This is a genomic window from Blautia sp. MCC269 (genome assembly GCF_018785655.1).
Taxonomy (GTDB): Bacteria; Bacillota; Clostridia; order Lachnospirales; family Lachnospiraceae; genus Blautia_A.
Window position 1 is genome coordinate 91,570 of sequence record NZ_WQQE01000043.1, and the last position, 24,024, is coordinate 115,593.

A 24,024-nucleotide genomic window follows, 5' to 3' on the forward strand; every position below is an offset into this window, starting at 1 on the left:
ATGACAAAGATACAAAAAGAAGAGATAAAAAAAATCGCGGATCAGTTTGCATTTACCGGGGAACTGATTTCCTGCGCCCCCTGCGGAAGCGGGCATATCAATGGAACCTACATGCTGAGATACCGGATCGGAGAAATGGGCTCCATCAAGGTGATCCTCCAGAAGATCAACAGGGAGATCTTTCAGAAACCGGAAGAGCTTATGGAAAATATCGCAGGAGTCACCGGACATCTGAAAAAGAAGGTCATTGAGAAGGGTGGAGATCTGGAACGGGAAGTTCTGAATCTGATTCCCACAAAAGAGGGAAAAGCATATCTGACAGATGAGAACGGAGAGTGCTGGAGAGCCTATATTTTTATTACCGATGCAGTAAGCTATGATCTGGTGGAAAAACCGGAAGATTTTTACGAAAGTGCTGTTGCATTTGGAAAATTTCAGGAAATGCTGGCTGATTATCCGGCAGAGACTCTGCATGAAACCATAAAGGATTTCCATGATACAAAAAAGCGTTTTCAGGCGCTGAAAGATGCCGTGGAAAAGGACTGCTGTCACCGTGCCGCATCGGTAAAAGAAGAAATTGCGTTTGCACTGCAGCATGAAGATCTGGCTGGAATATTTGGAAAACTTCTGGAAAATGGGGAAGTTCCACTTCGGGTAACCCATAACGATACAAAACTGAATAATATCATGATCGATCTGGAAACGGGAAAGGGAATCTGTGTGGTCGATCTGGATACTGTAATGCCAGGACTGGCCATGAATGATTTTGGTGATGCGATCCGGTTCGGAGCCAGCACTGCGCTGGAAGATGAGAAAGATTTAAGTAAAGTCTCCTGTGACATGGAGCTCTACGAGATTTACGTGAAAGGTTTTCTGGAAAGTTGTGGAGACAAGTTAAACGCCAGGGAGATCGAGATGCTTCCTATGGGCGCCAAGGTGATGACCTATGAATGTGGCATCCGTTTTCTTACTGACTATCTGGAAGGAGATCATTATTTTAAAATCGACCGTGAAGACCATAATCTGGACCGCTGTCGTACACAGTTTAAGCTGGTGGCAGATATGGAGCAGAAATGGGAGCAGATGCAGGCAATCGTAAAAAAATATCAGAAATAAAAAACAGGGGATTTTTACAATGGAGGTAAAGATAATGAGCGAGACAAAAGGAAGAGTGACCATCCCGACAGATCTGGATGTGATTCCGGAGACACTGAAAATGCTGGATGAGTGGGGTGCAGATGCCATCCGTGACTGTGACGGAACAGAATTTCCGGCAGAGCTGAAAAATACAGGGGCCAAGATATATGCTACCTATTATACTACCAGAAAGGATAATGCCTGGGCGAAGGCACATCCGGAAGAGATCCAGCAGATGTATATCATGACATCTTTTCACACGGCAGTTTCCGATACTCTGGAGATACACCTGATGGACCATCTGTATCCGGATATGCTTGCTGTCAATACCAGAGATGATATTAAAAGATGGTGGGAAGTTATGGACCGTACCACAGGAGAGGCTGTCGGTACAGAAGAATGGTCCTATGATGAAAAATCCGGAAATGTGGTGATCCGTCCGGCAAAAGAGTTTCATGAGTATACGGTAAGTTTTCTTGCATATATCATGTGGGACCCGGTACATATGTACAATGCTGTTGTCAATGACTGGAAGGATGTAGAGCCTCAGATCACCTTTGATGTGCGCCAGCCTGCAACACGGGCACATTCCCTGGAACGTCTCCGCAGATTTCTGGATTCGCATGATTATGTGAACGTGGTACGATTTACCACATTTTTTCATCAGTTTACGCTGATCTTTGACGAGATGGCAAGAGAAAAATATGTGGACTGGTTTGGATATTCTGCCTCAGTGAGCCCTTATATTCTGGAACAGTTTGAGCGGGAAGTAGGCTATAAATTCCGTCCGGAGTTTATCATTGACCAGGGGTATATGAATAATACCTACCGTATCCCGTCAAAGGAATTTAAAGATTTCCAGGCTTTTCAGAGAAGAGAAGTGGCAAAGCTTGCAAAGGAAATGGTAGATATTGTCCATGAGTATGGAAAAGAAGCCATGATGTTCATGGGCGATCACTGGATCGGCATGGAGCCTTTTATGGATGAGTTTGCTTCCATCGGACTGGATGCAGTAGTGGGAAGTGTTGGAAACGGAGCAACCTTACGTCTGTTCAGCGATATCAAACATGTAAAATATACAGAAGGAAGATTTCTTCCATACTTTTTCCCGGATACCTTCCATGAAGGCGGAGATCCGGTAAAAGAGGCAAAAGTAAACTGGGTAACTGCAAGAAGAGCTATCCTTCGAAGCCCGATCCAGAGAATCGGCTATGGCGGCTATCTGAAGCTGGCTCTGGAATTTCCGGATTTCGTACAGTATATCAAAGAAGTATGCCAGGAATTTCGTGTGCTCTATGACAATATCCAGGGAACCACGCCATACTGCGTAAAACGTGTGGCAGTTTTAAACTGCTGGGGAAAAATGCGCTCCTGGGGCAACCATATGGTACATCATGCTATCTATTACAAACAGAATTATTCTTATTTTGGAATCATCGAGGCATTAAGCGGTGCGCCGTTTGATGTTTCCTTTATCAGTTTCGATGATATCCGTGAAAATAAAGATCTTCTTAATGATTTTGACGTGATCATCAATGTAGGTGATGCGGACACTGCACAGTCCGGCGGCGAGAACTGGGCAAATCCGGAAATCCTTACAGCAGTGCGGAAATTTGTCTACAATGGCGGCGGTTTTATCGGCGTTGGTGAGCCGGCAGCCCACCAGTGGCAGGGAAAATTCTTTCAGCTGGATGATATCCTGGGAGTAGAGGAAGAAAGAGGATTTAATCTCAATACAGACAAATACAACTGGGAAGAACACAGAGATCATTTTATTCTGGAAGATACAGACGGAACCGTAGATTTCGGCGAGGGCAAAAAGAATATCTTTGCACTGCCGGATACGAAGATCCTGATCCAGAAAGACCAGGAAGTCCAGATGGCGGTGAAAACCTTTGGAAAAGGCCGTGGTGTTTATATCAGCGGACTTCCGTACAGCTTCTGTAACAGCCGTATTCTTTACAGAGCTGTACTCTGGTCAGCGGCAGCGGAAGGCGAACTTCACCGTTGGTTTTCTTCCAATTATAATGTGGAAGTACATGCTTATGTGAAAAATAAGAAATACTGTGTGGTAAACAACACGTATGAGCCACAGGATACCACAGTTTACACAGGGGACGGACAGAGTTTTGACCTTCATCTGGAAGCCAATGAGATCCGCTGGTATCAGATCTGAGAAAAGTGTCGTTCGTGAAGATTCTGTGAAATTTCCTGACGGCGTTGACAGAGGATAAAACCTATAATATAATAAGCCTATCACAATACTAGGAAATAAAAAACTGTTACAGTAGAATCTATGATTTATTGTAACAGTTTTTGTTTTGTTTTAAATGAAAAATGGAATGTGGGAGTCTGATTCAGAAATCTTATGAAAAAGGTGAGGAGAAAAACATTGAAACATGAGAGGGTATATATTGATGGTATGACCTGTATCAACTGTCAGACTAGGATCTGGAATGCACTGAGATCCAGAACCGGGATTACAGATGTCACAGTCAGTTATGAACGGTCACAGGCAGAATTTTACTATGAGCCACAGCAGATCACACTGGATGAGATCCGTAAGCTGATCGAGGATCTGGGATATCAGATGATCCCCGGGGAGAAATTCAGAAGAAAACGTTTCTGTCAGGCGGCAGGAGAAATTTTTGTGATCGCCTTTCTGTTTCTGGTCCTGCAACACTTTGGGATTCTTAACCATCTTGCGCCGGATTCTCTTGCAGAGACAGGAATGGGATATGGAATGCTGTTTGTCATTGGCCTGATCACTTCTGTACATTGTATTGCCATGTGTGGCGGGATCAATCTTTCCCAGACCTTGCAGAAGCAAGAAGCGAACGCAGAGGAAATATCAAGGTCAATGTTTCGGAATACATTTTCCTATAATATGGGACGGGTTGTTTCCTATACTGTGATAGGAGGAGTTCTCGGGGCCGTGGGTGGTCTGGCAGGGATCGGTGACAGTTTACAGACTTCCACCGTGTTTCAGGGATCTCTGAAACTCCTGGCTGGAATTATCATGGTCGTTATGGGGGGAAATATGCTGGGGATTTTTCCGGGACTTCGGAAACTGAGGATTCACATTTCATTTTCTGGTAGGAAATCTTTATGGAAAAAAAGGACACCTTTTCTGGTTGGGCTGTGTAATGGGTTCATGCCCTGTGGACCACTGCAGTCTATGGAGATTGTTGCACTGGCTTCCGGAAGCTGGGCCTCCGGAGCTTTTTCCATGTTCTGTTTCAGTCTGGGAACGGTTCCTCTGATGCTGGGATTTGGTTCGATTTTTTCCGCACTGGGAAAGAAATTTACCAGACAGATCCTAAAAACAGGCGCGATCCTGGTGGTTGTTATGGGGCTGGCTATGATGTCTCAGGGGAGTGCGCTATCAGGTTTTGGTAGCAGGTCCGGCGAAAAGGCGGCAACAGAAGCGGACAATGTGCAGGATAATGATCAGACAGATACGGCAGTGGAAAAAGATGGAGTGCAGTATGTTTCCAGTATATTGCGTTCTGGACGGTATCCGGATATTACTGTGAAGGCAGGGGAACCTGTAAAGTGGGAGATCCAGGTACCGGAGGGCAGCATCAATGGATGTAATTATAAGATGATCCTTCAGGATTTTGGAATGGATCATACTTTCGAGAACGGAGAAAATGTCATCGAATTTATACCGGAAAAAGAAGGCGTCTATACGTATAGCTGCTGGATGGGCATGATCACAGGGACTATTTATGTAACAGGAAAATAAAAACAGAGGAGTAATGTTAAAGATGAAAAAATTTATGATAACAGGTATGGTGTTTCTCACAGCAATGACAGTGCTTGCAGGATGTGGAAATGCAACCGAAACAACAACTACAGAAGAGATTTCCACAGCAGATGAAAATCAGGAAATCAGCGTCAGCTCCGGCGGGAACCTGACCATACCGGTTGACGAACTGACAGAAAATGCAGCTTTTTATTCTGTAAATGTAGATGGCACAGAAATGGAAGTGATGGCAGTAAAGACTTCGGATGGAACCATCCGTACCGCTTTTAATACCTGCCAGATCTGTTATGATTCCGGAAATGGCTATTATAAACAGGAAGGGTGCATATCAGAGTTAATGCAGCATTGACAGGAAAAAGAAAACATCATATAATAAATCCATTCCAAAAGAGGGAAAACAAGGCTGTTACAATAGAAAAATCTATTATAGCAGCTTTTTTACTGCTATTGACAGACAATTTTGCTTACAAAAAGGAGGTCTTTATGAACAAAAAAATCAAAACATTGTTTTCGTATCTGATGATCATTATCGGAGCCATACTGGCCAGCTTTTCCGTTGCCTGTATCCTGCTTCCCAATGATGCCATCGATTACGGAACTGCCGGAATTGCCATTATCATAAGCAAACTCACTGGGTATAATCTGTCGTTGTGTGTACTGATTGTCTTTCTGCCATTTCTGATCGCCGGGATCATTCTTATCGGTAAATATTTCTTTGCAAAAACGTTCGTAGGTTTTGTAATCTACACAATAGGTCTTTCCTACTTTGAAAAAATCCCTTTTGAACTAAATACAGAACATTTTATTGCGGTGGCTTTCGGAGGGGCGATTCTTGGAGCAGGACTTTCTCTGATTCTCCGAAATGGTGGCTGCATTGACGGCTCTGAGATTTTTGCCAATATCATTGTAAAAAAAATCTACAATCATTCGGGCAAAGACTACAGTATTTCCTACATATTAATTGTATTCAATGCCTGTGTATATGGGGCGGTGTTTGTACTTCTTGACAGAGATTCCGCACTTTTAAGTCTTCTGGTGTACATCGTGGCAACTTCCATCATCGATCATTTCACAGATCATTTTGAGGCATTGAAACAGGTGACCATCATCACAAAAGATCCAGATTCAATCATCTGCGATATTAAAGAAGAACTGAATAAAACCTGTACTATTATCAATTCTTCCGGTGTGATCGCGGGGGAAAATAAAACATTGATCTGTTATGTGAATTACTTTGAACTGCAGAAAGTGAAAGAGATTATTTCCAGGAATAAAGGATCTTTCAGTACTGTTTCAACTATTGATGAGATCCTGCGATAAGGCTTTACAATAAAAGATGGGTTTTTCTCCGAAAAAATGTTATCCTGTATAAGGATGAGGAAAAAACAAAGGAGAAGAATTATGAATCTATCAGAAAAATACGAATTTCGTTCCATACGTAAGGATGAGGCAGATCAGGCGACAGAGATCGAGCAGATCTGTTTCCCTCCGGCAGAGACAATCAGCAGAAAGGATATTATAGACCGGGTGGAAAAAATCCCGGAACTGTTTCTTGTGGCAGAAGACCGGGAAACAGGGAAGCTGGCAGGATATCTTACAGGTCTTGCAACGGATGAAGAAGTTTTTCAGGATAAGTTTTTTACAGATGCAGACTTAAGTATGCCGAATGGCAAGAACAATATGCTTCTTGGCCTGGAAGTTCTTCCGGAACATCGCGGACAGGGGCTTGCCAGGGAATTGATGATGCGTTATCTTGCCAGAGAGCAGGAACGGGGGAGAAAGAAAGCGATCCTCACCTGCGTGGATGGGAAAGTCGGAATGTATGAAAGGATGGGATTTGAATATACAGGAATTTCCGCTTCTGTTTTGGGAAATGTAAAATGGAATGAGATGGAATATATATTCCAATGCCTTTGAAAAAGATGTACAGCTGATCAAAAGTGCGGGAATGAATGAGCGCATATCCAAGCCTCTTGATACAACGAGGCTTTGGATGTGCTGTGGAAGTGGATCTAAAGTCTGTTCGCTTAAAGAGTGAAGATTCTGTGAAATCAGCATTCATTATTGAAAGAAGAAATCTGCTTCACAGAATCTCTTAAAATTAATTTTGTACCAATCCGGAGTTTGCGTGAGCGCAGCTCCGGAATTTCTTTTTCCCGGTTGCTGATCATACGCAGAAGTTCATCGACTGTTTCCACAGAGATGGCATGCTTGGAAACATCTACAGAAGTCAGAGGAGGAACGGTAACCTGACAGGCTGGGCGGTCGTTGAATCCTACCAGGGAAATTTCCTCTGGAACCTGATATCCCTGTTCTGTCAGTGCGCGCAGAACTCCTACGGTGATGGTATCGTCATCTGTCACAAAAGCAGTTGGCAGGGAAGCGTGTGACCGGTCAAAGGATTCCAGATATTCCCGCATATCCCGGTAGCTGCTTTCTTCTGTATAATGAAGGGTAATAATATCTTTTTCATCAAGATTCAGACCAAAATGCTCCATGGCTGCCCGGTATCCGTTCTCACGTTCCACAAAACTGTTGATCCGGATGTTACATTTCAGATAACCGATTCTTTTGTGTCCCATTTTGACGAGGTGTTCAATTGCCTGAAAAGAGCCCATCTGATTATTGATGGCAACAGTATTGCAGGAAAGCCTGGAAAAATCATTATCCATTGCAACAAACGGATAGGGAAGCTTCTGAAAAAGAGCAATATCTTCATCCTGCATTTCTGTGGCAAAGATAATGGCCCCCTGACAGTTCAGGGTATTCAGATAAGAAAGCTGCGGGGCCAGTTCCCGACGTTTGTCTACCGTGCAGAGAATGATATTGTAACCAAAAGAACGGGCATGGTTTTCTATATTTTCCATTAAAAGAAGAAAAAAAGGATGCAGATCCAGAATTTCTCCGTGGCGTTTGTAAATAATAAAAGCCAGATTTGTTCCGGCGGGAGCGGATACTTTTTTGATCAGATTTCCGTAGCCCATTTCTTTCAGCTGGGAGAGTACTTTGGTACGGGTGGCGTCGGACACGCCAGGTTTATGGTTGATGATCAGTGAAAGTGCTGCCGGTGAAATTCCCAGTTTTTGAGCAATTTCTTTATTTGTCATATCAAAAATCCTCCTTTGGAGTGCAATACATCGTTTATTATTGTAAATTATATAGTAGTTCATAAAGAAAGTCAATTGTTTAGTGAAGCGTTTAGATAAATATTTAGCACTTATAAACAAAATATTTAGTACAGTTTTAAAAGATTAAGTGTGAATTTCAGTTTTTGCGCCAGACGGTGAAAAACAGAATATTGGATGAAAAAATAAAGGCAGAAAGAGTGGTATTGTGATAAAATAGAAAAAAGATCCTTCGAAAACAGAATATAATAATCAGAAAGGGGTAGATACTATGGCAAAAGCAGAAAAGCAGACACTGAAACTGGAAATAGAAAAACCGCAGTACATTACGGTAAGTGATGTAACCTATGCACAGGTGGACTCCTGGTTTGGTCATTGCAGAAGAGACCTGAAATTAGATATTATCTATCCGGAAGCGCAGGATGGAGCCACATATCCGTGCATACTCTGGATCTGTGGCGGAGCGTGGCTGATGATGGATAAATCAGCCCATAATCTTTATCTGAGCAGACTGGCTGGCAGCGGTTTTGTAGTAGCAAGTGTGGAGTACCGTACTTCTAATCAGGGGCCGTATCCAATGCCTCTGCAGGATGTAAAAGCAGCAATCCGCTATCTGAAAGCGCACGCGGACCGGTTCCGTATCAATAAAGAAAAAATGGGAGTTATGGGAGAATCTGCCGGAGGATATCTTGCCTGTATGGCTGCACTGGACAATGATCCGTCTCTGGATGTAGGAGAATATCTGGAAGAATCCAGCAAAGTACAGGCGGCCTGCCCCTGGTATCCGCCTACGGATCTTTCTGCATTTCCGTGTGAATCCGCAGAACAATGTGCTTCTTCCGCAGAGTCTCTTCTTCTGGGCTTTAATTCCAAGCGAAACAGGGAAAAGGCGTATAACTGCAGTCCGGTATCCAAAGTAACAAAAGATGCACCGCCATTTCTGATCATCCATGGAAACTGTGACCGGACAGTGCCGTATGTACAGTCAAAAACATTATATAATCTACTGGAAGCGCAGGACTGTGATGTAACCTTGCTGACGTTGGACGGGGCAGATCATGCGGATCTTCAGTTTTTCCAGGATGAGACATGGAAACGGATTATTGATTTTTTCAGAAGAAAATTAAAATAAAACAGAAAACAGGGGATTTTTGGGGCATGGCTCTGACGATATTAAGATAAGAAAGGAAGCGGAAACGATGTATCAGAAATTAATGACATGTCTGGAAAGTGTAAGAAAGAAAACGGATTTCAAACCGGAAGTTGCACTGGTTCTTGGATCTGGACTTGGTGATTTTGCAGAGCGGATCCAGATCGAACAGATCATTAAATATACAGATATCGAAGGATTTCCGGTATCTACAGTAAAAGGACATAAGGGACGCTTTGTATTCGGTTATGTAGAAAAAACACCGGTTGTGATCATGCAGGGTCGGGTTCATTATTATGAAGGATATCCAATGTCTGACGTAGTTCTTCCGACACGCCTGATGGGGCTGCTTGGGGCAAAAAAACTGCTTCTTACCAATGCAGCCGGAGGTGCCAACCCATCCTTCCATCCCGGCGATCTTATGATGATTACAGATCATATTACAACTGCAGTTCCAAGTCCTTTGATTGGACCCAATATTGATGAGCTTGGAACCAGATTTCCGGATATGAGTGAAGTATACAGTCTCCGCCTTCAGGATGTGATCCGTAAATGTGCGGTGGAATGTGGCATTGAACTTCAGAAAGGTGTTTATGTGCAGTTTACAGGCCCTAACTATGAGACACCGGCAGAGATAAGACTTGCTCAGCGATGGGGTGGAGATGCGGTTGGAATGAGTACAGCATGTGAAGCCATGGCTGCCCGCCATATGGGAATGGAAGTCTGCGGAATTTCCTGCATTACAAATATGGCAGCAGGGATTTCCAAGGAAGCTCTGAATCATGAAGAAGTGCAGGAGACGGCAGACCGCGTGGCAAAATCTTTCCAGAAACTGGTTGAAAAAGTTGTTGTAAATATGTGATCCTGAAAAACTAAAATAAGAAAAGAGAAACACAAATGATAACATTAAACGATTATCTGTATTCCGGAGATACTCTTCTTCGGATACTGAAAAAATATATCCGGGATCTTAGGACAGAGGCAAAGGAAAAACATAACGAAATCGATCTGGTACACTGCAATTTTCTGATCCAGATCCAGGAACTTCTGGAACATAATGATTTCCTTACTGCCCAGTCCCAGAAAATCCGGGAATTCTATAAATATATGGCCGGGGAATATCCGTTTCTGGCATTTACCTTCAAGGGGAGAATTAAATCTCTGATCCGCGCAGAAGAAAAATTTAATGGATATGTGGTGGAGTTTATCTATGATTATTATAAAGAACATGGAGAATATCCTTCTGTATCTAAGATCAAGGAGCGCTTAAGCTGTTTTCGGGATTTTATCGCTTACCGGATCGTTATCGCCATGCCCAGGTGTCATCTAAAAAATGGCGAAAATGCCAGAGAGGAAGAATTGCGTTATCTCTATGAGATTGCAAATGTGCTCCCGGGTTTTCTGGAAGAAAGAGGATTTACCGCAGAGCCGGCCAGAGGCGTGCAGGAAAGCACTTCTCCATTGCTCAGCGAGGAAGCCAAACCTTACTATCGGGATTATATCTGCAACAACAGTGAGGATGATTATCAGTCTCTGCATATTACCTTTTATGATAACAGTTCCAGAAGCTATATGGAAGTACAGTTGCGGACCAAAGACATGGATGATGTGGCAGAGATCGGCTCTGCCAATCACTTAAGCTATGAGAAAAAACAGGAAAGTGAGCGCAGGCGAAGAGATGCGATCCCTCATGGCGAATGTATTTATTTTGACGAGGCTTATGAACGTGGGATGAGACTTCTGGGTCTGGATCTTGCAAAATTGGATGTCAATATGTTCGGGGCGGTAAACAACAGCCTGATCAATGACGGCTGTGGACTGTTCCGCGGAAGAATGATTCTTCCCTATGAGCATCTTTCCCGTTTTCAGAATGATATCATTGACTGAGGGAGGATGCTATGAAAGATCTGACAAAGGGAAAACCTTCCGCTTTGATTCTTTCTTTTGCACTTCCGGTGTTTCTGGGGAATCTTTTGCAGCTGACGTACAGCCTTGTGGATACCAGGATTGTGGGAACTTTTCTTAAGGAAGATGCGTTGGCGGCGGTGGGAGCAACCAGTGCTTTAAGTGGACTGATTATCGGGTTTCTGCTGGGCCTTGCAAATGGTTTTGCCATTATTACCGCACAGAAATTTGGTGCCGGAAAGAAGGAAAGCGTGCGAAAATCTTTCGCCTTGTCTCTGATGATGGGAAGCGCAATTGCATTACTTCTGACAGTTATAGGACTTCTGTTTCTACACCCGATCCTTACATTCTTAAATGTGCCGGAGCATCTGGTAAATATGGCTGCACAGTATATTTTTATTATTATTGCCGGTATGCTGGCAACATTTCTTTACGATGCTTGTGCTGCGTCGTTGCGTGCGTTGGGAGATACGGTTACGCCGTTAATGATCCTGGCGGTATCTGTGGTTTTAAATATTGCAGGAGATCTGTTTTTTATACGGGTAGTGAAGGCAGGAGTCCGGGGAGCGGCCATTGCCACGGTGCTTTCACAGGTACTGGCATTTCTGGTGTGCTGGTTTTATATGGTTCGCAGATATGAGATTCTTCGGCTGAAGAGAGAGGATTTTGTAAAGCCGGATAAATCCATGATGAAAAATATGCTGAGTGCAGGATTGTCCATGGGATTTATGAGTTCTCTTGTAAATCTTGGAACGCTTGCTTTACAGACATCCATCAACCGTCTGGGAAGAGATATTATCGTGGCACATACGGCAGCGCGGAAAATTACCGAAATGTTTATGATCATGTTCAGCGTGTTCGGCCAGACCATGGCAACGTTCTGTGGACAGAATGCAGGAGCAGGGAGAATGGACCGTGTGCGAAAAGGAATCGGCCTTGCGATTATGTATACCTGTATCTGGTCGGTATTTGCCGCAATTTTAAGTTTTACCATAGGAAAACATCTGGTTTATCTGGTTACCGGAAGCCGGAATGAAACAGTAATTCTTAATGCAACCAATTATCTGAAATTTGATACGCTTTTTTATTTTGTGACTGCTGTGATCAGCATGCTGCGTAATTCCATGCAGGGCCTGGGGGAATATGTGATTCCATTGGTTTCCAGTTCTCTGGAAATGATTGAAAAAGTTATCATTGCGATGACGCTGGTGCCGCTTCTGGGGTATACCGGTGTGATTGTGGCAGAGCCCATTGTATGGTTTATTATGGTAATTCCGCTGATTATAAAAATTTTCCGGATGCCGGTATTTGAGAAAAAAACAGTATAACAGTATAAAAAAGCACGCTGCCTGGAAATCCAAAAGCAGCGTGCTTTTTAACACTTTGAAATTATTTGTAGTTACATATTTGTAGCGGCTTCTTTGGCGCTTTCTTTTTCAGGGAAAATATGTCTGAAAATAAAACGTACAATAGGACCTGCGTAGATCAGCTGCCAGAAAAAGGCTGCCGGGAAATTCATAAAAGTTGTCTGAAGCCAGACAGCAATAAACTGATTTCCTGCATGTTTAAAGAAAAGAGTTGCAAAAAAGCTCATCAGCGGACACATGAAAGCAATGGAAGCAACAGAGATTGCAAGGATCATGCTGAACGGATGACAGCTGCGGAAATCTACCATGCGGTTTGCGCAGGCAAAAGCAAGTTTGGATACAAGGAAGAAATCAAGAACAAAGGCGATCGGTCCCATAAAAGTAAGCTCACGAAAAGCAGAGAGGAACACGCTATTTGTCATTGCTCCGGTGTTCAGTACGATGTTGTAACAGATCATGGCGTAAACCATGAAAAATACCATGATGATAGTAAAAATGACTTCCTGAAATTTGTTTTTTGGCATAAAAAATCCTCCTTTAAAATGATTAAGTGATAATGTAAAACCTTAGAGCATGTGTTGTTCGTTAATCATTCAGGAGAATGTGCGTTTCCAATATATGACAGGATTTTGTCATAAACCATATTCAGTTTTTATTCCGGCGGTTATATTAGCATAATCAACAAAGCCTTGTCAATATGTAGTTGAGAAAAAATAAACAATAACCCCTCTTGACCACGAAAGTTAGATATAGTAAACTTATATACGGTTAGTAGGTTCTAACTATTGCGTAAATAATTGTGGCGGGCCGCAATCCCCTGACAAAAAGCGGCCCGGGCAAAATTTACGGACAGGGCGAAAAGGCCAGACAGGAGGATAAATATCAAATGGAATATTTAGAGATCGAGAAAGTCATTGGAAGAGAGATCATTGATTCAAGAGGAAATCCGACCGTAGAGGCGGAAGTTTATCTGGCAGATGGAACTATCGGAAGAGGAGCAGCACCGAGCGGAGCATCCACAGGAGAATTCGAAGCACTTGAGCTGAGAGATCAGGATAAAAGCCGTTTCGGAGGAAAAGGTGTTTCCAAAGCCGTTGAAAATATCAATACTGTAATCAACGATGCACTGACAGGAATGGATGCATCTGACATTTATGCTGTAGACGCTGCTATGATTAAGGCAGACGGAACAAAGGACAAATCCAAACTTGGTGCAAACGCTATCCTTGCGGTATCTATCGCATGCGCCCGTGCGGCAGCGATTTCCCTTGACATTCCGCTTTACAGATTCCTTGGCGGCGTGAACGGAAACAGACTTCCGGTTCCGATGATGAACATCTTAAATGGTGGAGCACATGCTGCAAATACTGTAGATGTTCAGGAGTTCATGATCATGCCGGCAGGAGCACCAAGCTTCAAAGAGGGACTTCGCTGGTGTACAGAGGTATTCCACGCACTTGCTGCACTTCTCAAAGAGAAAGGTCTTGCAACAAGCGTTGGTGATGAGGGCGGCTTTGCGCCGGATCTTGGAAGTGACGAGGAAGCCATCGAGTACATTCTTGAGGCAGTAAAGAAAGCAGGATACGAGCCTGGAAAAGATTTCGTACTTGCTATGGATGCTGCATCCAGTGAGTGGAAAGGAAGCCAGAAAGGTGAGTATGTCCTTCCGAAATGCGGAAAGAAATTTACATCTGCCCAGCTTGTGGAACACTGGAAGAACCTGATTGAGAAATACCCGATCTACTCCATCGAGGACGGCCTTGACGAGGAAGACTGGGAAGGATGGCAGATCATGACAAAAGAGCTGGGTGGAAAAGTACAGCTTGTAGGTGATGACCTGTTTGTTACAAATACCGAGCGCCTTGAAAAAGGTATCAGCCTTGGATGCGGAAATTCCATCCTGATCAAACTGAATCAGATCGGCTCTGTATCCGAGACTCTGGAAGCAATCAAAATGGCACATAAAGCAGGCTATACTGTAATCTCATCTCATCGTTCCGGTGAGACAGAAGATACAACTATTGCAGATCTTGCGGTAGCATTAAATACCTGCCAGATCAAGACCGGAGCGCCGTCCAGAAGTGAGCGTGTTGCAAAATACAATCAGCTTCTCCGAATTGAAGAAGAACTTGGTGATGCAGCGGTATACCCGGGATTCCAGGCATTCAACATTAAGAGATAAAGGAACTTTCATATAAAATTAGCCAAGAGTACATCGGGGCCGGAACAGATTTTTTCTGTACCGGCCCCGGTTTTTGGGCAAAAATAATGTTGCCAGATTTGTAAAAATGGTATATTATGTTTAACAGCCGCGTGAAACAAATAAAAAATTTAATATTGGAGATGCTATGAAAGAATACGTAAATACTTTTTTACATTACAGGTTCCTTCTGGGAGAGCTTGTAAAAAAAGGAATTAAGTTGAAATACCGACGTTCCTATCTTGGTATTGTCTGGTCGCTTTTGGAACCGTTGCTTACTATGATTGTACTGACTATCGTATTTGGTACTCTGTTTGGAAATAAGGATCGGACGTTTCCTGTATATATTCTTACCGGTCGTTTGCTGTACAGCTATTTTTCAAATTCAACGTCACGTGCGCTGAAATCAGTCAGAGCGAATGCGGGAATGATCAAAAAAGTATATGTACCGAAGTATATCTATCCATTATCCAGTGTACTTTATAACTACGTGATTTTTCTGATTTCATTGATTGTGCTTGCGATCGTAAGCGTTGTGCTTGGAATTCAGCCAACTATTTATATGTTCCAGATACCGATCGCGTTGATACTGGTGCTTTTACTTTCTTATGGAATCGGAATGATTCTTGCGACAATTGGAGTCTTTTTCAGGGATATGGAGTATTTGTGGTCAGTAGCACTGATGATCATTATGTATACTTGTGCAATTTTCTATTATCCGTCCAGACTTTTGAAGAGTGGTTTTGCATGGATACTGAAATTCAATCCATTGTATTGCACAATCAGTATTTTTCGTTCTGCCATGTTTGGAGAAATGATGAATATCCATTATTTTGTATATGCGCTGGGCTTTAGCTTGGTGACAATTCTGGTTGGAATGATCTGTTTTAAGAAAAAACAGGATGAATTTATACTTTATATATAATTGCGGATTTACAGGAGAGAAAAATGGGAAAACCGGCAGTTGTAGTAGACAATGTAAGTATGAAATTTAATCTCAGTAAAGAGAAGGTTGATAACCTGAAAGACTATCTGATTAAATTCATAAAGAAAGAAATTAAATATAATGAATTCTGGGCTCTTCAGAATGTGAAGTTTGAAGTGGAAAAGGGAGACCGTGTTGGCATCCTGGGACTGAACGGAGCCGGAAAAAGTACTCTGCTTAAAGTAATTGCAGGCGTATTTAAACCTACAGAAGGTAAAGTTATCAAAAATGGAAGACTGGTTCCGCTTCTTGAACTTGGAGCTGGCTTTGAGTCACAGTATACCGGCCGTGAGAATATCTATCTTTACGGAGCAATGCTTGGATATTCCAAGAAGTTTATTGAAGAAAAATTTGATGAGATCGTTGAATTTTCAGAACTGAAGGAATTTATTGATGTACCGATCAAGAACTATTCTTCCGGTATGAAAGCGAGACTTGGATTTTCCATCGCGACACTGGTGTCACCGGATATCCTGATCCTGGATGAGGTACTTTCCGTAGGAGATGCCAAATTCAGGAAAAAGAGTGAGAAAAAAGTTCTCAGTATGTTTGACAAAGGTGTCACCGTTCTGTTTGTCTCACATTCCCTGCAGCAGGTACAGCGCCTCTGTAATAAAGCGATGATCCTTGAAAAAGGAAAACTGATCGCATATGGTGATATTGATGAGATTTCTGAACAGTATGAAAGAATGATCGATTAACAGAAACAGGAAAGCTCAGGCGGATGCCTGAAAAAATGGCGATAGCCAGACGATTTGCGGAAATAATGCAAATGTCTGGCTATTGTGTTATTATACTATGGAAGAACAGGGAGGTGAAAAATGACATTACAGCAGATTCTTGAAGAAGTAAAGAACGGCCAGCTCTCTGTGGAACATGCAGAGAACCTTCTGAAAAAAGAAGGCTATGAGGAGATGGACTACGCAAAGCTGGATACCACTCGGAAAGAACGGACCGGTTTTGCAGAAGTGGTTTACTGTGCAAGAAAAGCCGATGAACATCTTTTGAATATTTATCAGAAACTTTATGAGGAAGACGGAGAAGTATTTGGAACAAGAGCGTCTAGACATCAGTATGAACTGGTGAAAAGCATTCTTCCCCAGGTAGTTTATGATCCTGTCTCCGGGATTTTGAAGATTGAAAAAGAAAAGGAACATATCGGAAAAGTGGCTGTATGCACAGCCGGGACTGCAGATATTTCTGTTGCGGAGGAGGCAGCTCAGACTGCAGAGTATTTTGGTACCCACGTAGATCGGATCTATGATGTGGGAGTCAGTGGCATGCACAGACTTTTTTCCAGACTGGATACCATCCAGGAGGCTAACTGCGTGGTTGCCGTAGCAGGAATGGAGGGCGCACTGGCAAGCGTGATGGGCGGACTTGTGAAACGTCCGGTGATTGCGGTTCCTACTTCGGTGGGATATGGTGCCAGCTTCCATGGTCTGTCAGCGCTTCTGACCATGATCAATTCCTGTGCCAACGGAATTGCGGTAGTAAATATTGACAACGGATATGGAGCCGGATATCTGGCAACACAGATCAACCGGCTTGCGGAGGGAAAATAGATGAAAAACAAATTATATCTGGAGTGTACCTCCGGGATCAGCGGAGATATGACAGTTGCGGCACTTCTGGATCTTGGCGCAGATCAGAAAAAACTGGAGAGAGCTCTTAAAAGCCTTCCGGTAAAGGGCTTCGACATAAAGATCAGCCGTGTGGTAAAATCCGGGATCGATGCCTGTGATTTTGATGTACTGCTGGATCAGGAACATGAGAATTACGACCATGATATGGAATATCTCCATGGACATTCTCACAGTCATGCTCATGAGGAGCATCATCATCAACATAGTCATGAAGCCCTGGAAGTTCATGAGCATACCCATTCTCATGATTATGTACAGGAAGCCCACAAGAACAGTCATACACATACAGAAACAATGCATTCTCATCATGGGCACCGTCATCATGAACACCGTGGCCTTAATGAGATCATGGAGATCATTGACCATGCAGATATGACAGACCGCGCGAGATCCTATGCGAAAAAAATCTTTACCATCCTGGCCCATGCGGAGGCGAAAGCCCATAATGTACCGGAAGATATGGTGCATTTTCACGAAGTAGGAGCGGTGGATTCCATTGTGGACATTCTTTCCGTTGCAATCTGTATGGATGATCTGGATGTGGAGGAAGTGATCGTTCCGAGACTTTGCGAGGGAAGCGGAACCATCCGTTGCCAGCATGGGATTCTTCCGGTTCCGGTACCGGCAGTAAGCAATATTGTAAGTGCCCATCATCTGAAACTGCATATCACACCGGTACAGGGTGAACTGGTAACCCCTACCGGAGCGGCTGTCGTGGCAGCATTCCTTACATCAGAAAAACTGCCAGAAGATTTCACAGTGGAAAAGATCGGCATCGGAGCAGGCAAGCGCCAGTACGAATGCCCGGGAATCCTCCGGGCCATGCTGATCCGGGAATCCGGGGATGTTTCGGGAACGGATGTTTCCACAGAAACAGATACCATCGTGAAACTGGAATCCAACATAGATGACTGTACGGGAGAAACTCTCGGTTATGTTATGGAACGTCTGTATGAGGCAGGAGCCAGAGAAGCCAATTACATGCCTGTATTTATGAAGAAAAACCGTCCGGCGTGGCTGCTTACGGTTCTCTGTAAGAGGGAACAAGTTCCGACAATGGAGCAGATCATTTTCAGAGAAACCACAACCATCGGGATCCGCCGCCAGGAGATGGAGCGGACGATTCTGAAACGGGAAAAAAGAACGGTTGACACTCCTCTTGGAGAGGTGGAAGTAAAGGTCTGCTCTTTTGACGGGCAGGAATATTTTTACCCGGAATACGAAAGTATAAAAAAACTCTGTGAAAAAACGGGAATTTCTTATAAAGAAGCATACCATATGGCTGTCCGGGGCTGAGGTCAGCATGCCTGTCCACGGAATACTGTCCGCAGATAATGGGGCTTACATATTGACACATTTTCAAAAAAACTATATAAATGTATATAGAACGATCATTGCCGGACAGAGGATCTGGCAGTGATACAGTAAGGCAGAAGCAGGAGAAGGATTTATGGCGGTAACGATACAGCAGATTGCAGAACGGGCAGGGGTTTCCAGAGGAACCGTAGACAGAGCATTAAATCACAGGGGACGGATCAATCCGGAGGTGGCAGAGAAGATCTGTCGTCTGGCGGACGAGATGGGATACGTACAGAAAGAGCGGAAACGTTCCAGAACAGCTAAAGACGAAAGACTGAAGATCGGAGTGGTAACACAGCTTGCCAGATCTTCTTTTATGCAGGAAGTGAACCGTGGCATTGAGAAGGCTGCCCAGGAACTGAAAGAAAAAGGAATCCAGCTGATCCTGAAAGAAGGCCTTTCCGTAGATGAGGACGAACAGCTTCAGGCCATTGAAGAACTGGAACAGGAAGGGATCCGTGGCCTTGCGGTGATGCCGGTAGACAGTGAGGCTGTCCGGGAAAAACTGAATGCACTCATCGAAGAGAAAAATATTCCTGTGGTAACCTTTAACTCGGATATTGTGGGGACAAGAAGAGCCTGCTTTGTGGGAATGGATAACCGTAAGAGCGGACGTACCGCAGCGGGTCTCTTGGGAATGATGACAAGAGGAAGCGGAAAGATCCTCATCATTACCGGATATTTCAGCAACCATGTTGACAATCAGCGCGTGGATGGTTTCGTGGAGGAAGCCAAGAGGGCATTTCCACATCTGGAGATTGCCGGAGTTCATGGAAGTTTCGATGAGGCATCGGAAGTGGAACATATTATCGAGAATGCCATGATGAGTACTTCCGGGATTAGCGGGATCCTGGTAGTATCTGGTGGTCAGGCAGGTGTGGGGAAAGCGTTTGATAAGCTCAGGCTGGACCGTCGCCCGTATGTTGTGATCTATGACCAGACACCGAAGAATGAGAAGGCACTTAAAAATGATTCCGTGGATTTCCTCATCGATCAGAACGGATATGTCCAGGGCTATGAACCGCCAAGGATCCTGGCAGATATCCTGACCAAAGGGCAGGAACCGGAACGGGAATTTCTTTTTACAGATATCAAGATCAAAACCAAATATAATCTGTGATCAGGCCGGTGGGCGAAAGATCACACAGAAAAATAAGAAAGTCTGCAGGATGGAAACCTGCAGGCTTTTTTTATGGAAAGAATCTTCCTTGTTATGAAAAATATACATTCAAAAAGCGTGCTATATGCGTGCTGAAATACAAAGCACGTAAAAGCACATGGTAACAATAGCCACTTTCACCAAAATAAAACCATAGAAATTGTACAGAATAACAGAAAACAAAGAAAATGAAAAGAAGTACTTGCTCAATTTGAAAAAGAGTGCTATATTAACACCATAAGGAACACGCAAGAAAGCACGCTAGATGAAAAGAAAAGCACGCAAAACAAAAAAGCACACAAAAAAGAAGTAAAAAATAAACCATCAAACAAACGGAGGTAAGATCATGAAGTATATCGAATTTGATGAATCCAGACCAATGGACCTGGTACTCCTTGGAAGAGTTGCCATTGATTTCAACCCTGCTTACAACGATCAGGTGAAAGAAGAGTTCAAACCCCTGAAGAAAGTACATATGTTTGAGAAATTCGTAGGAGGATCTCCTGCAAACATCGCTGTAGGTGTTACCAAACATGGTCTGAAAGCAGGATTCATCGGAAAGGTTTCTGACGATCAGTTCGGTGAGTATGTAGTGGATTATTTCAATGAGAGAGGAATCGATACCTCACAGATCACAAAGTGCACAAACGGAGAGAAACTGGGACTTACCTTTACCGAGATGCTTTCTCCGAAGGAAAGCAGCATCCTGATGTACCGTAACCGCATCGCAGACCTGCAGCTTCATGTAGATGATATCCATGAGGACTACATCAAAAACGCAAAAGCAATTCTCATTTCCGGAACAGCTCTTGCAGAGAGCCCGTCCAGAGAAGCAGCCATCAAAGCAGTTATGCTTGCAAAGAAAGTAAATACAAAGATCATCTTTGATATTGATTACAGAGAATACAACTGGAAGAACGCAGATGAGATTTCCATCTACTATTCCATCGTAGCCAAGGAAGCCGACATCATCATGGGCTCCAGAGAAGAATTCGACCTTACAGAGAAGCTGATCAAAGAGGGTATGACCGATGAGGAGAGCGCAGCTTACTGGCAGGCAAAGAATGCTAAGATCGTTGTGATCAAACACGGTATGAAAGGCTCCACAGCATACACCATCGACGGACAGAAATTCAGCATCAAGCCATTCCCGGTTGAGGCAAGAAAAGGCTTCGGCGGCGGCGACGGATACGGTTCCGGATTCCTGTATGGACTGTATCAGGGCTGGGAGATCATTGACTGTCTGGAATTCGGTTCTGCAGAGGCATCCATGATGGTTAAGAGCAACAACTGTTCCGATTCCCTTCCGGGACCGGATGAGGTTCATGCATTTATTAAAGATGAAAAAGAAAAATTCGGCGAAATGATCGCAAGAGTATAAAGAAAAGGAGTGGAAAAAATGGCAAAGACAGTAAGAATGACAACTGCACAGGCAATTGTAAAATTTCTGGATAATCAGTATGTTTCCATGGACGGAGTGGAGACAAAATTTGTAGAAGGATTTTTCACGATCTTCGGACACGGCATTGCAGTAGGACTTGGTGAAGCACTGGATACCAATCCGGGCCAGTTAAAAGTCCTTCAGGGAAGAAACGAGCAGGGCATGTGCCACGTTGCAACCGCTTTTGCAAAACAGAGCAACCGTAAGAAAATTATCGCTTGTGCATCTTCCATCGGACCTGGAGCTGCAAACATGGTAACCGCATGTGCGACAGCTACAGTAAACAACATTCCGCTTCTTGTATTCCCGGCAGATACTTTTGCATCCCGCCAGCCTGACCCGGTTCTTCAGCAGCTGGAGCAGAGCAGCAGCCTTGCAATCAGCACAAACGATGCATTCAAACCGGTCTGCAAATACTGGGACAGAATCACAAGACCGGAGATGGTTATGACAGCTCTTATTAACGCAATGAGAGTTCTTACAGATCCGGCTGAGACAGGTGCATGCTGTATCGCACTCTGCCAGGATGTTGAGGGTGAGTCCTTTGACTTCCCGGAGTACTTCTTCAAGAAGAGAGTACACAGAATCACAAGACCGGTTGCAGTAGATGAAGAGCTTGAGGATGTAGCAGAGATCATCGCAGGAGCTAAGAAACCGCTTATCGTTGTTGGTGGTGGTGTCCGTTACTCAGAAGCAGGAGAAACCGTTGAGAAATTCTGTGAGGAGTTCAAGATCCCGTTTGGCGAGACACAGGCCGGAAAGAGTGCCTGCCAGTCCAGCAATCCATATTGTCTTGGAGGTATCGGTGTAACAGGAACCTACGCTTCCAACATCATCGGTAAAGACGCAGACGTGGTAATCTCCATCGGTTCCAGAATGTCTGACTTTACAACAAGCTCCAAGCATCTGTTCCAGAACGAGGATGTTCAGTTCGTAAGCATCAACAACTGCAGATTCCACGCATACAAGATGGATGCAGTAAAAGCAGTGGGTGATGCAAAAGCTACCGTAGAAGCACTTGCAGAAAAGCTTCGTGCAAGAGGATATAAATCTGCATACACAGATGAGATCGAGAAAGCAAAAGCTGCATGGGATAAAGAGATGGAGCGCCTTGGTAGCATTGAGTACACAGGAGATGATTTTGAGCCGCTGATCAAGGCAAGAGATCCTCGTACAATTCCGGAGTATGTAAAGCTTACAAACGGAAAGATCACACAGACAGCAGCACTTGCAGCCATCAACAGAACTATCGACAAAGATGCAACCATCATCACAGCAGGCGGTTCCCTTCCAAGCTGTATGCAGCGTATGTGGAGAACAGACAAACGTGGCGGATATCACGCAGAGTACGGATATTCCTGTATGGGATATGAGGTTGCAGCTACCCTTGGTGTGAAATTTGCCGAGCCGGATAATGAAGTATACTGCGTAGTTGGAGATTCCAGCTTCCAGATGCTCCACAGTGAGATCATGACTATCATGCAGGAGAGACAGAAAGTCAATATCATGGTATTTGATAACTGCGGATTTGGCTGCATCAACAACCTTGAGATGAATCACGGAATCGGAAGCCTTGCAACGGAGTTCCGTTACACAGACGGCAAGAAACCGACCGGAGATCTGATCCCTGTAGATTATGCAAAGATCGGCGAAGGCTATGGCCTGAAGACATACACCTGCCGCACAATCCAGGAACTGGTAGATGCTCTGGAAGATGCCAAAAAGCAGGAGATCGCATGCCTCTTTGATCTGAAGGTTATCCCGAAGACCATGACAGACGGATATGAGTCCTGGTGGGATGTAGGAATCGCAACAACATCTGAGAAAGAAAGCGTAAGAAAGGCTTGCGAGGGAGTTATGAAAGGCCGTGAAGAGGCAAGACTGTACTAATCTGGGAGGTAAGAAAATGAGTAAAGTATTTGGTTATCCGGAATATGACGAAAAAGGCGAAAAGATTCTTACAACATACGATAATGAGTACAAGGCCATGATGATGGACATCCGTGTTTACCGTATGAAAGCAGGAGAGACAAGAACATTTTTAAGAGAGGGTGAGGAGACAGCAGTTCTCCTCCTCTCCGGAAATATCACCTATAAATGGAACGGAAACGAAGCAGCAGCAACCAGAAAAGATGTGTTCACAGAGGGACCGTGGTGCGTTCACGGATGTACAGGAACTGAGATCACAGTTGTGGCAAATGCAGAGTCACAGATCCTTGTTCAGTGCACAAAGAATGAGAAAGATTTCGGTGCAAAGCTTTACAAACCGGAAGATGCTCCCTGGGGATATTCCAGCGTAGGCAAATTCGGAAACGTGGCAAAGAGAAGAGTAAATACTATCTTTGATCACGACATTTCCCCGGAATCCAATATGGTACTTGGCGAGGTCCTCAATGACAGAGGAAACTGGTCCGGATACCTGCCGCACAGACATCCGCAGCCTGAGACATACTTCTTCAAATTTGACCATCCGGAAGGATTCGGAGCAAGCTTTGTGGGTGACCAGGTATTTAAGAGTACAGACGAGAGCTTTTCCGCAATTCCAGGAGGAGAGCTTCATCCGCAGGCAGTTGCACCTGGATATCAGATGTATACATGCTGGATGATCCGCCATATTGACGGAAATCCGTGGCTGCAGACAGACCGCTGCGAGGATGAGAGATATACCTGGCTTCATGACGCCGAGTTTTAAGGATTCGGAGAAACAGATACTGAAACGTAAATAACAGGCAGCAGGAAGAGGAGAATGCTGCTGTCCGTGAGGAACGGACAGTGGCAGAC

The 24,024-nt window shown here is 44.0% G+C and carries 21 protein-coding genes; 19 read left to right on the plus strand and 2 right to left on the minus strand.

Translation table 11 applies throughout. From position 1 onward, the window contains the following. From GPK88_RS14830 to GPK88_RS14855, 6 genes are all read left to right on the plus strand, one after another. Entirely contained in the window at positions 1–1,116 is a 1,116-nt protein-coding gene (locus GPK88_RS14830) for a phosphotransferase enzyme family protein (RefSeq protein ID WP_118064697.1), read from the plus strand. 34 nt (positions 1,117–1,150) lie between these two features. After that, positions 1,151–3,313, plus strand: coding sequence for a 1,3-beta-galactosyl-N-acetylhexosamine phosphorylase (gnpA, locus tag GPK88_RS14835; protein ID WP_173761909.1), 2,163 nt, complete (start codon positions 1,151–1,153; stop codon positions 3,311–3,313). Between the two features lie 192 nt (positions 3,314–3,505). Then, entirely contained in the window at positions 3,506–4,885 is a 1,380-nt protein-coding gene (locus tag GPK88_RS14840) for an urease accessory protein UreH domain-containing protein (RefSeq protein ID WP_215707988.1), read from the plus strand. Between the two features lie 22 nt (positions 4,886–4,907). Beyond that, on the plus strand, positions 4,908–5,255 hold the full coding sequence (locus GPK88_RS14845) for a Fe-S-containing protein (protein ID WP_173761911.1): 348 nt from the start codon (positions 4,908–4,910) through the stop codon (positions 5,253–5,255). 134 nt (positions 5,256–5,389) lie between these two features. After that, on the plus strand, positions 5,390–6,226 hold the full coding sequence (locus tag GPK88_RS14850; RefSeq protein ID WP_174095619.1) for a YitT family protein: 837 nt from the start codon (positions 5,390–5,392) through the stop codon (positions 6,224–6,226). A gap of 81 nt (positions 6,227–6,307) precedes the next feature. After that, the gene (locus tag GPK88_RS14855; RefSeq protein WP_243278892.1) at positions 6,308–6,823 is read left to right on the plus strand and encodes a GNAT family N-acetyltransferase; all 516 of its coding nucleotides are present in this window, start codon (positions 6,308–6,310) and stop codon (positions 6,821–6,823) included. Positions 6,824–6,957: 134 nt separating this feature from the next. Here GPK88_RS14855 and GPK88_RS14860 read toward each other — a convergent pair whose 3' ends face one another. Further along, the gene (locus GPK88_RS14860; protein WP_173761914.1) at positions 6,958–8,013 is read right to left on the minus strand and encodes a LacI family DNA-binding transcriptional regulator; all 1,056 of its coding nucleotides are present in this window, start codon (positions 8,011–8,013) and stop codon (positions 6,958–6,960) included. A gap of 289 nt (positions 8,014–8,302) precedes the next feature. On the opposite strand from GPK88_RS14860, the gene GPK88_RS14865 reads away from it, so the two are divergent. The 4 genes from GPK88_RS14865 to GPK88_RS14880 all read left to right on the plus strand — a co-directional run bounded on the left by GPK88_RS14865 (position 8,303) and on the right by GPK88_RS14880 (position 12,414). Continuing rightward, positions 8,303–9,163 carry an alpha/beta hydrolase gene (locus tag GPK88_RS14865; RefSeq protein ID WP_173761915.1) on the plus strand — a complete coding sequence of 287 codons (861 nt, stop codon included), beginning with the start codon at positions 8,303–8,305 and terminating at the stop codon, positions 9,161–9,163. A gap of 67 nt (positions 9,164–9,230) precedes the next feature. After that, entirely contained in the window at positions 9,231–10,043 is an 813-nt protein-coding gene (locus GPK88_RS14870; RefSeq protein WP_173761916.1) for a purine-nucleoside phosphorylase, read from the plus strand. Between the two features lie 35 nt (positions 10,044–10,078). Next, entirely contained in the window at positions 10,079–11,068 is a 990-nt protein-coding gene (locus GPK88_RS14875; RefSeq protein ID WP_148446755.1) for a RelA/SpoT-related domain-containing protein, read from the plus strand. A gap of 11 nt (positions 11,069–11,079) precedes the next feature. After that, entirely contained in the window at positions 11,080–12,414 is a 1,335-nt protein-coding gene (locus GPK88_RS14880; RefSeq protein ID WP_173761917.1) for an MATE family efflux transporter, read from the plus strand. Between the two features lie 71 nt (positions 12,415–12,485). On the opposite strand, the gene GPK88_RS14885 is transcribed toward GPK88_RS14880, so the two are convergent. Next, positions 12,486–12,977, minus strand: coding sequence for a DUF2798 domain-containing protein (locus GPK88_RS14885; protein WP_148446751.1), 492 nt, complete (start codon positions 12,975–12,977; stop codon positions 12,486–12,488). Between the two features lie 362 nt (positions 12,978–13,339). Here GPK88_RS14885 and eno point away from each other — a divergent pair, with 362 nt between their 5' ends. The 9 genes from eno (at position 13,340) to GPK88_RS14930 (ending at position 23,935) form a co-directional block, all read left to right on the plus strand. Beyond that, the gene (gene eno, locus GPK88_RS14890) at positions 13,340–14,635 is read left to right on the plus strand and encodes a phosphopyruvate hydratase (protein ID WP_215707989.1); all 1,296 of its coding nucleotides are present in this window, start codon (positions 13,340–13,342) and stop codon (positions 14,633–14,635) included. Positions 14,636–14,801: 166 nt separating this feature from the next. Next, positions 14,802–15,578, plus strand: coding sequence for an ABC transporter permease (locus tag GPK88_RS14895; RefSeq protein WP_148446747.1), 777 nt, complete (start codon positions 14,802–14,804; stop codon positions 15,576–15,578). A 23-nt stretch (positions 15,579–15,601) separates the two neighbouring features. Beyond that, the gene (locus GPK88_RS14900; RefSeq protein WP_148446745.1) at positions 15,602–16,339 is read left to right on the plus strand and encodes an ABC transporter ATP-binding protein; all 738 of its coding nucleotides are present in this window, start codon (positions 15,602–15,604) and stop codon (positions 16,337–16,339) included. A 120-nt stretch (positions 16,340–16,459) separates the two neighbouring features. Next, positions 16,460–17,203: a nickel pincer cofactor biosynthesis protein LarB gene (gene larB / locus GPK88_RS14905; RefSeq protein ID WP_215707990.1), complete on the plus strand. Its 744-nt coding sequence runs from the start codon at positions 16,460–16,462 to the stop codon at positions 17,201–17,203. Further along, positions 17,204–18,580, plus strand: a complete 1,377-nt coding sequence (larC, locus tag GPK88_RS14910; RefSeq protein ID WP_215707991.1) for a nickel pincer cofactor biosynthesis protein LarC — start codon at positions 17,204–17,206, stop codon at positions 18,578–18,580. Between the two features lie 154 nt (positions 18,581–18,734). Further along, on the plus strand, positions 18,735–19,763 hold the full coding sequence (locus GPK88_RS14915; protein ID WP_148446739.1) for a LacI family DNA-binding transcriptional regulator: 1,029 nt from the start codon (positions 18,735–18,737) through the stop codon (positions 19,761–19,763). A 385-nt stretch (positions 19,764–20,148) separates the two neighbouring features. Continuing rightward, the gene (gene iolC, locus GPK88_RS14920) at positions 20,149–21,183 is read left to right on the plus strand and encodes a 5-dehydro-2-deoxygluconokinase (protein WP_215707992.1); all 1,035 of its coding nucleotides are present in this window, start codon (positions 20,149–20,151) and stop codon (positions 21,181–21,183) included. Between the two features lie 18 nt (positions 21,184–21,201). Further along, positions 21,202–23,133 carry a 3D-(3,5/4)-trihydroxycyclohexane-1,2-dione acylhydrolase (decyclizing) gene (iolD, locus tag GPK88_RS14925; protein ID WP_215707993.1) on the plus strand — a complete coding sequence of 644 codons (1,932 nt, stop codon included), beginning with the start codon at positions 21,202–21,204 and terminating at the stop codon, positions 23,131–23,133. A gap of 16 nt (positions 23,134–23,149) precedes the next feature. Beyond that, complete coding sequence (locus GPK88_RS14930) at positions 23,150–23,935, plus strand: 5-deoxy-glucuronate isomerase (protein WP_215707994.1); 786 nt, start codon at positions 23,150–23,152, stop codon at positions 23,933–23,935. Positions 23,936–24,024: the final 89 nt, after the last annotated feature.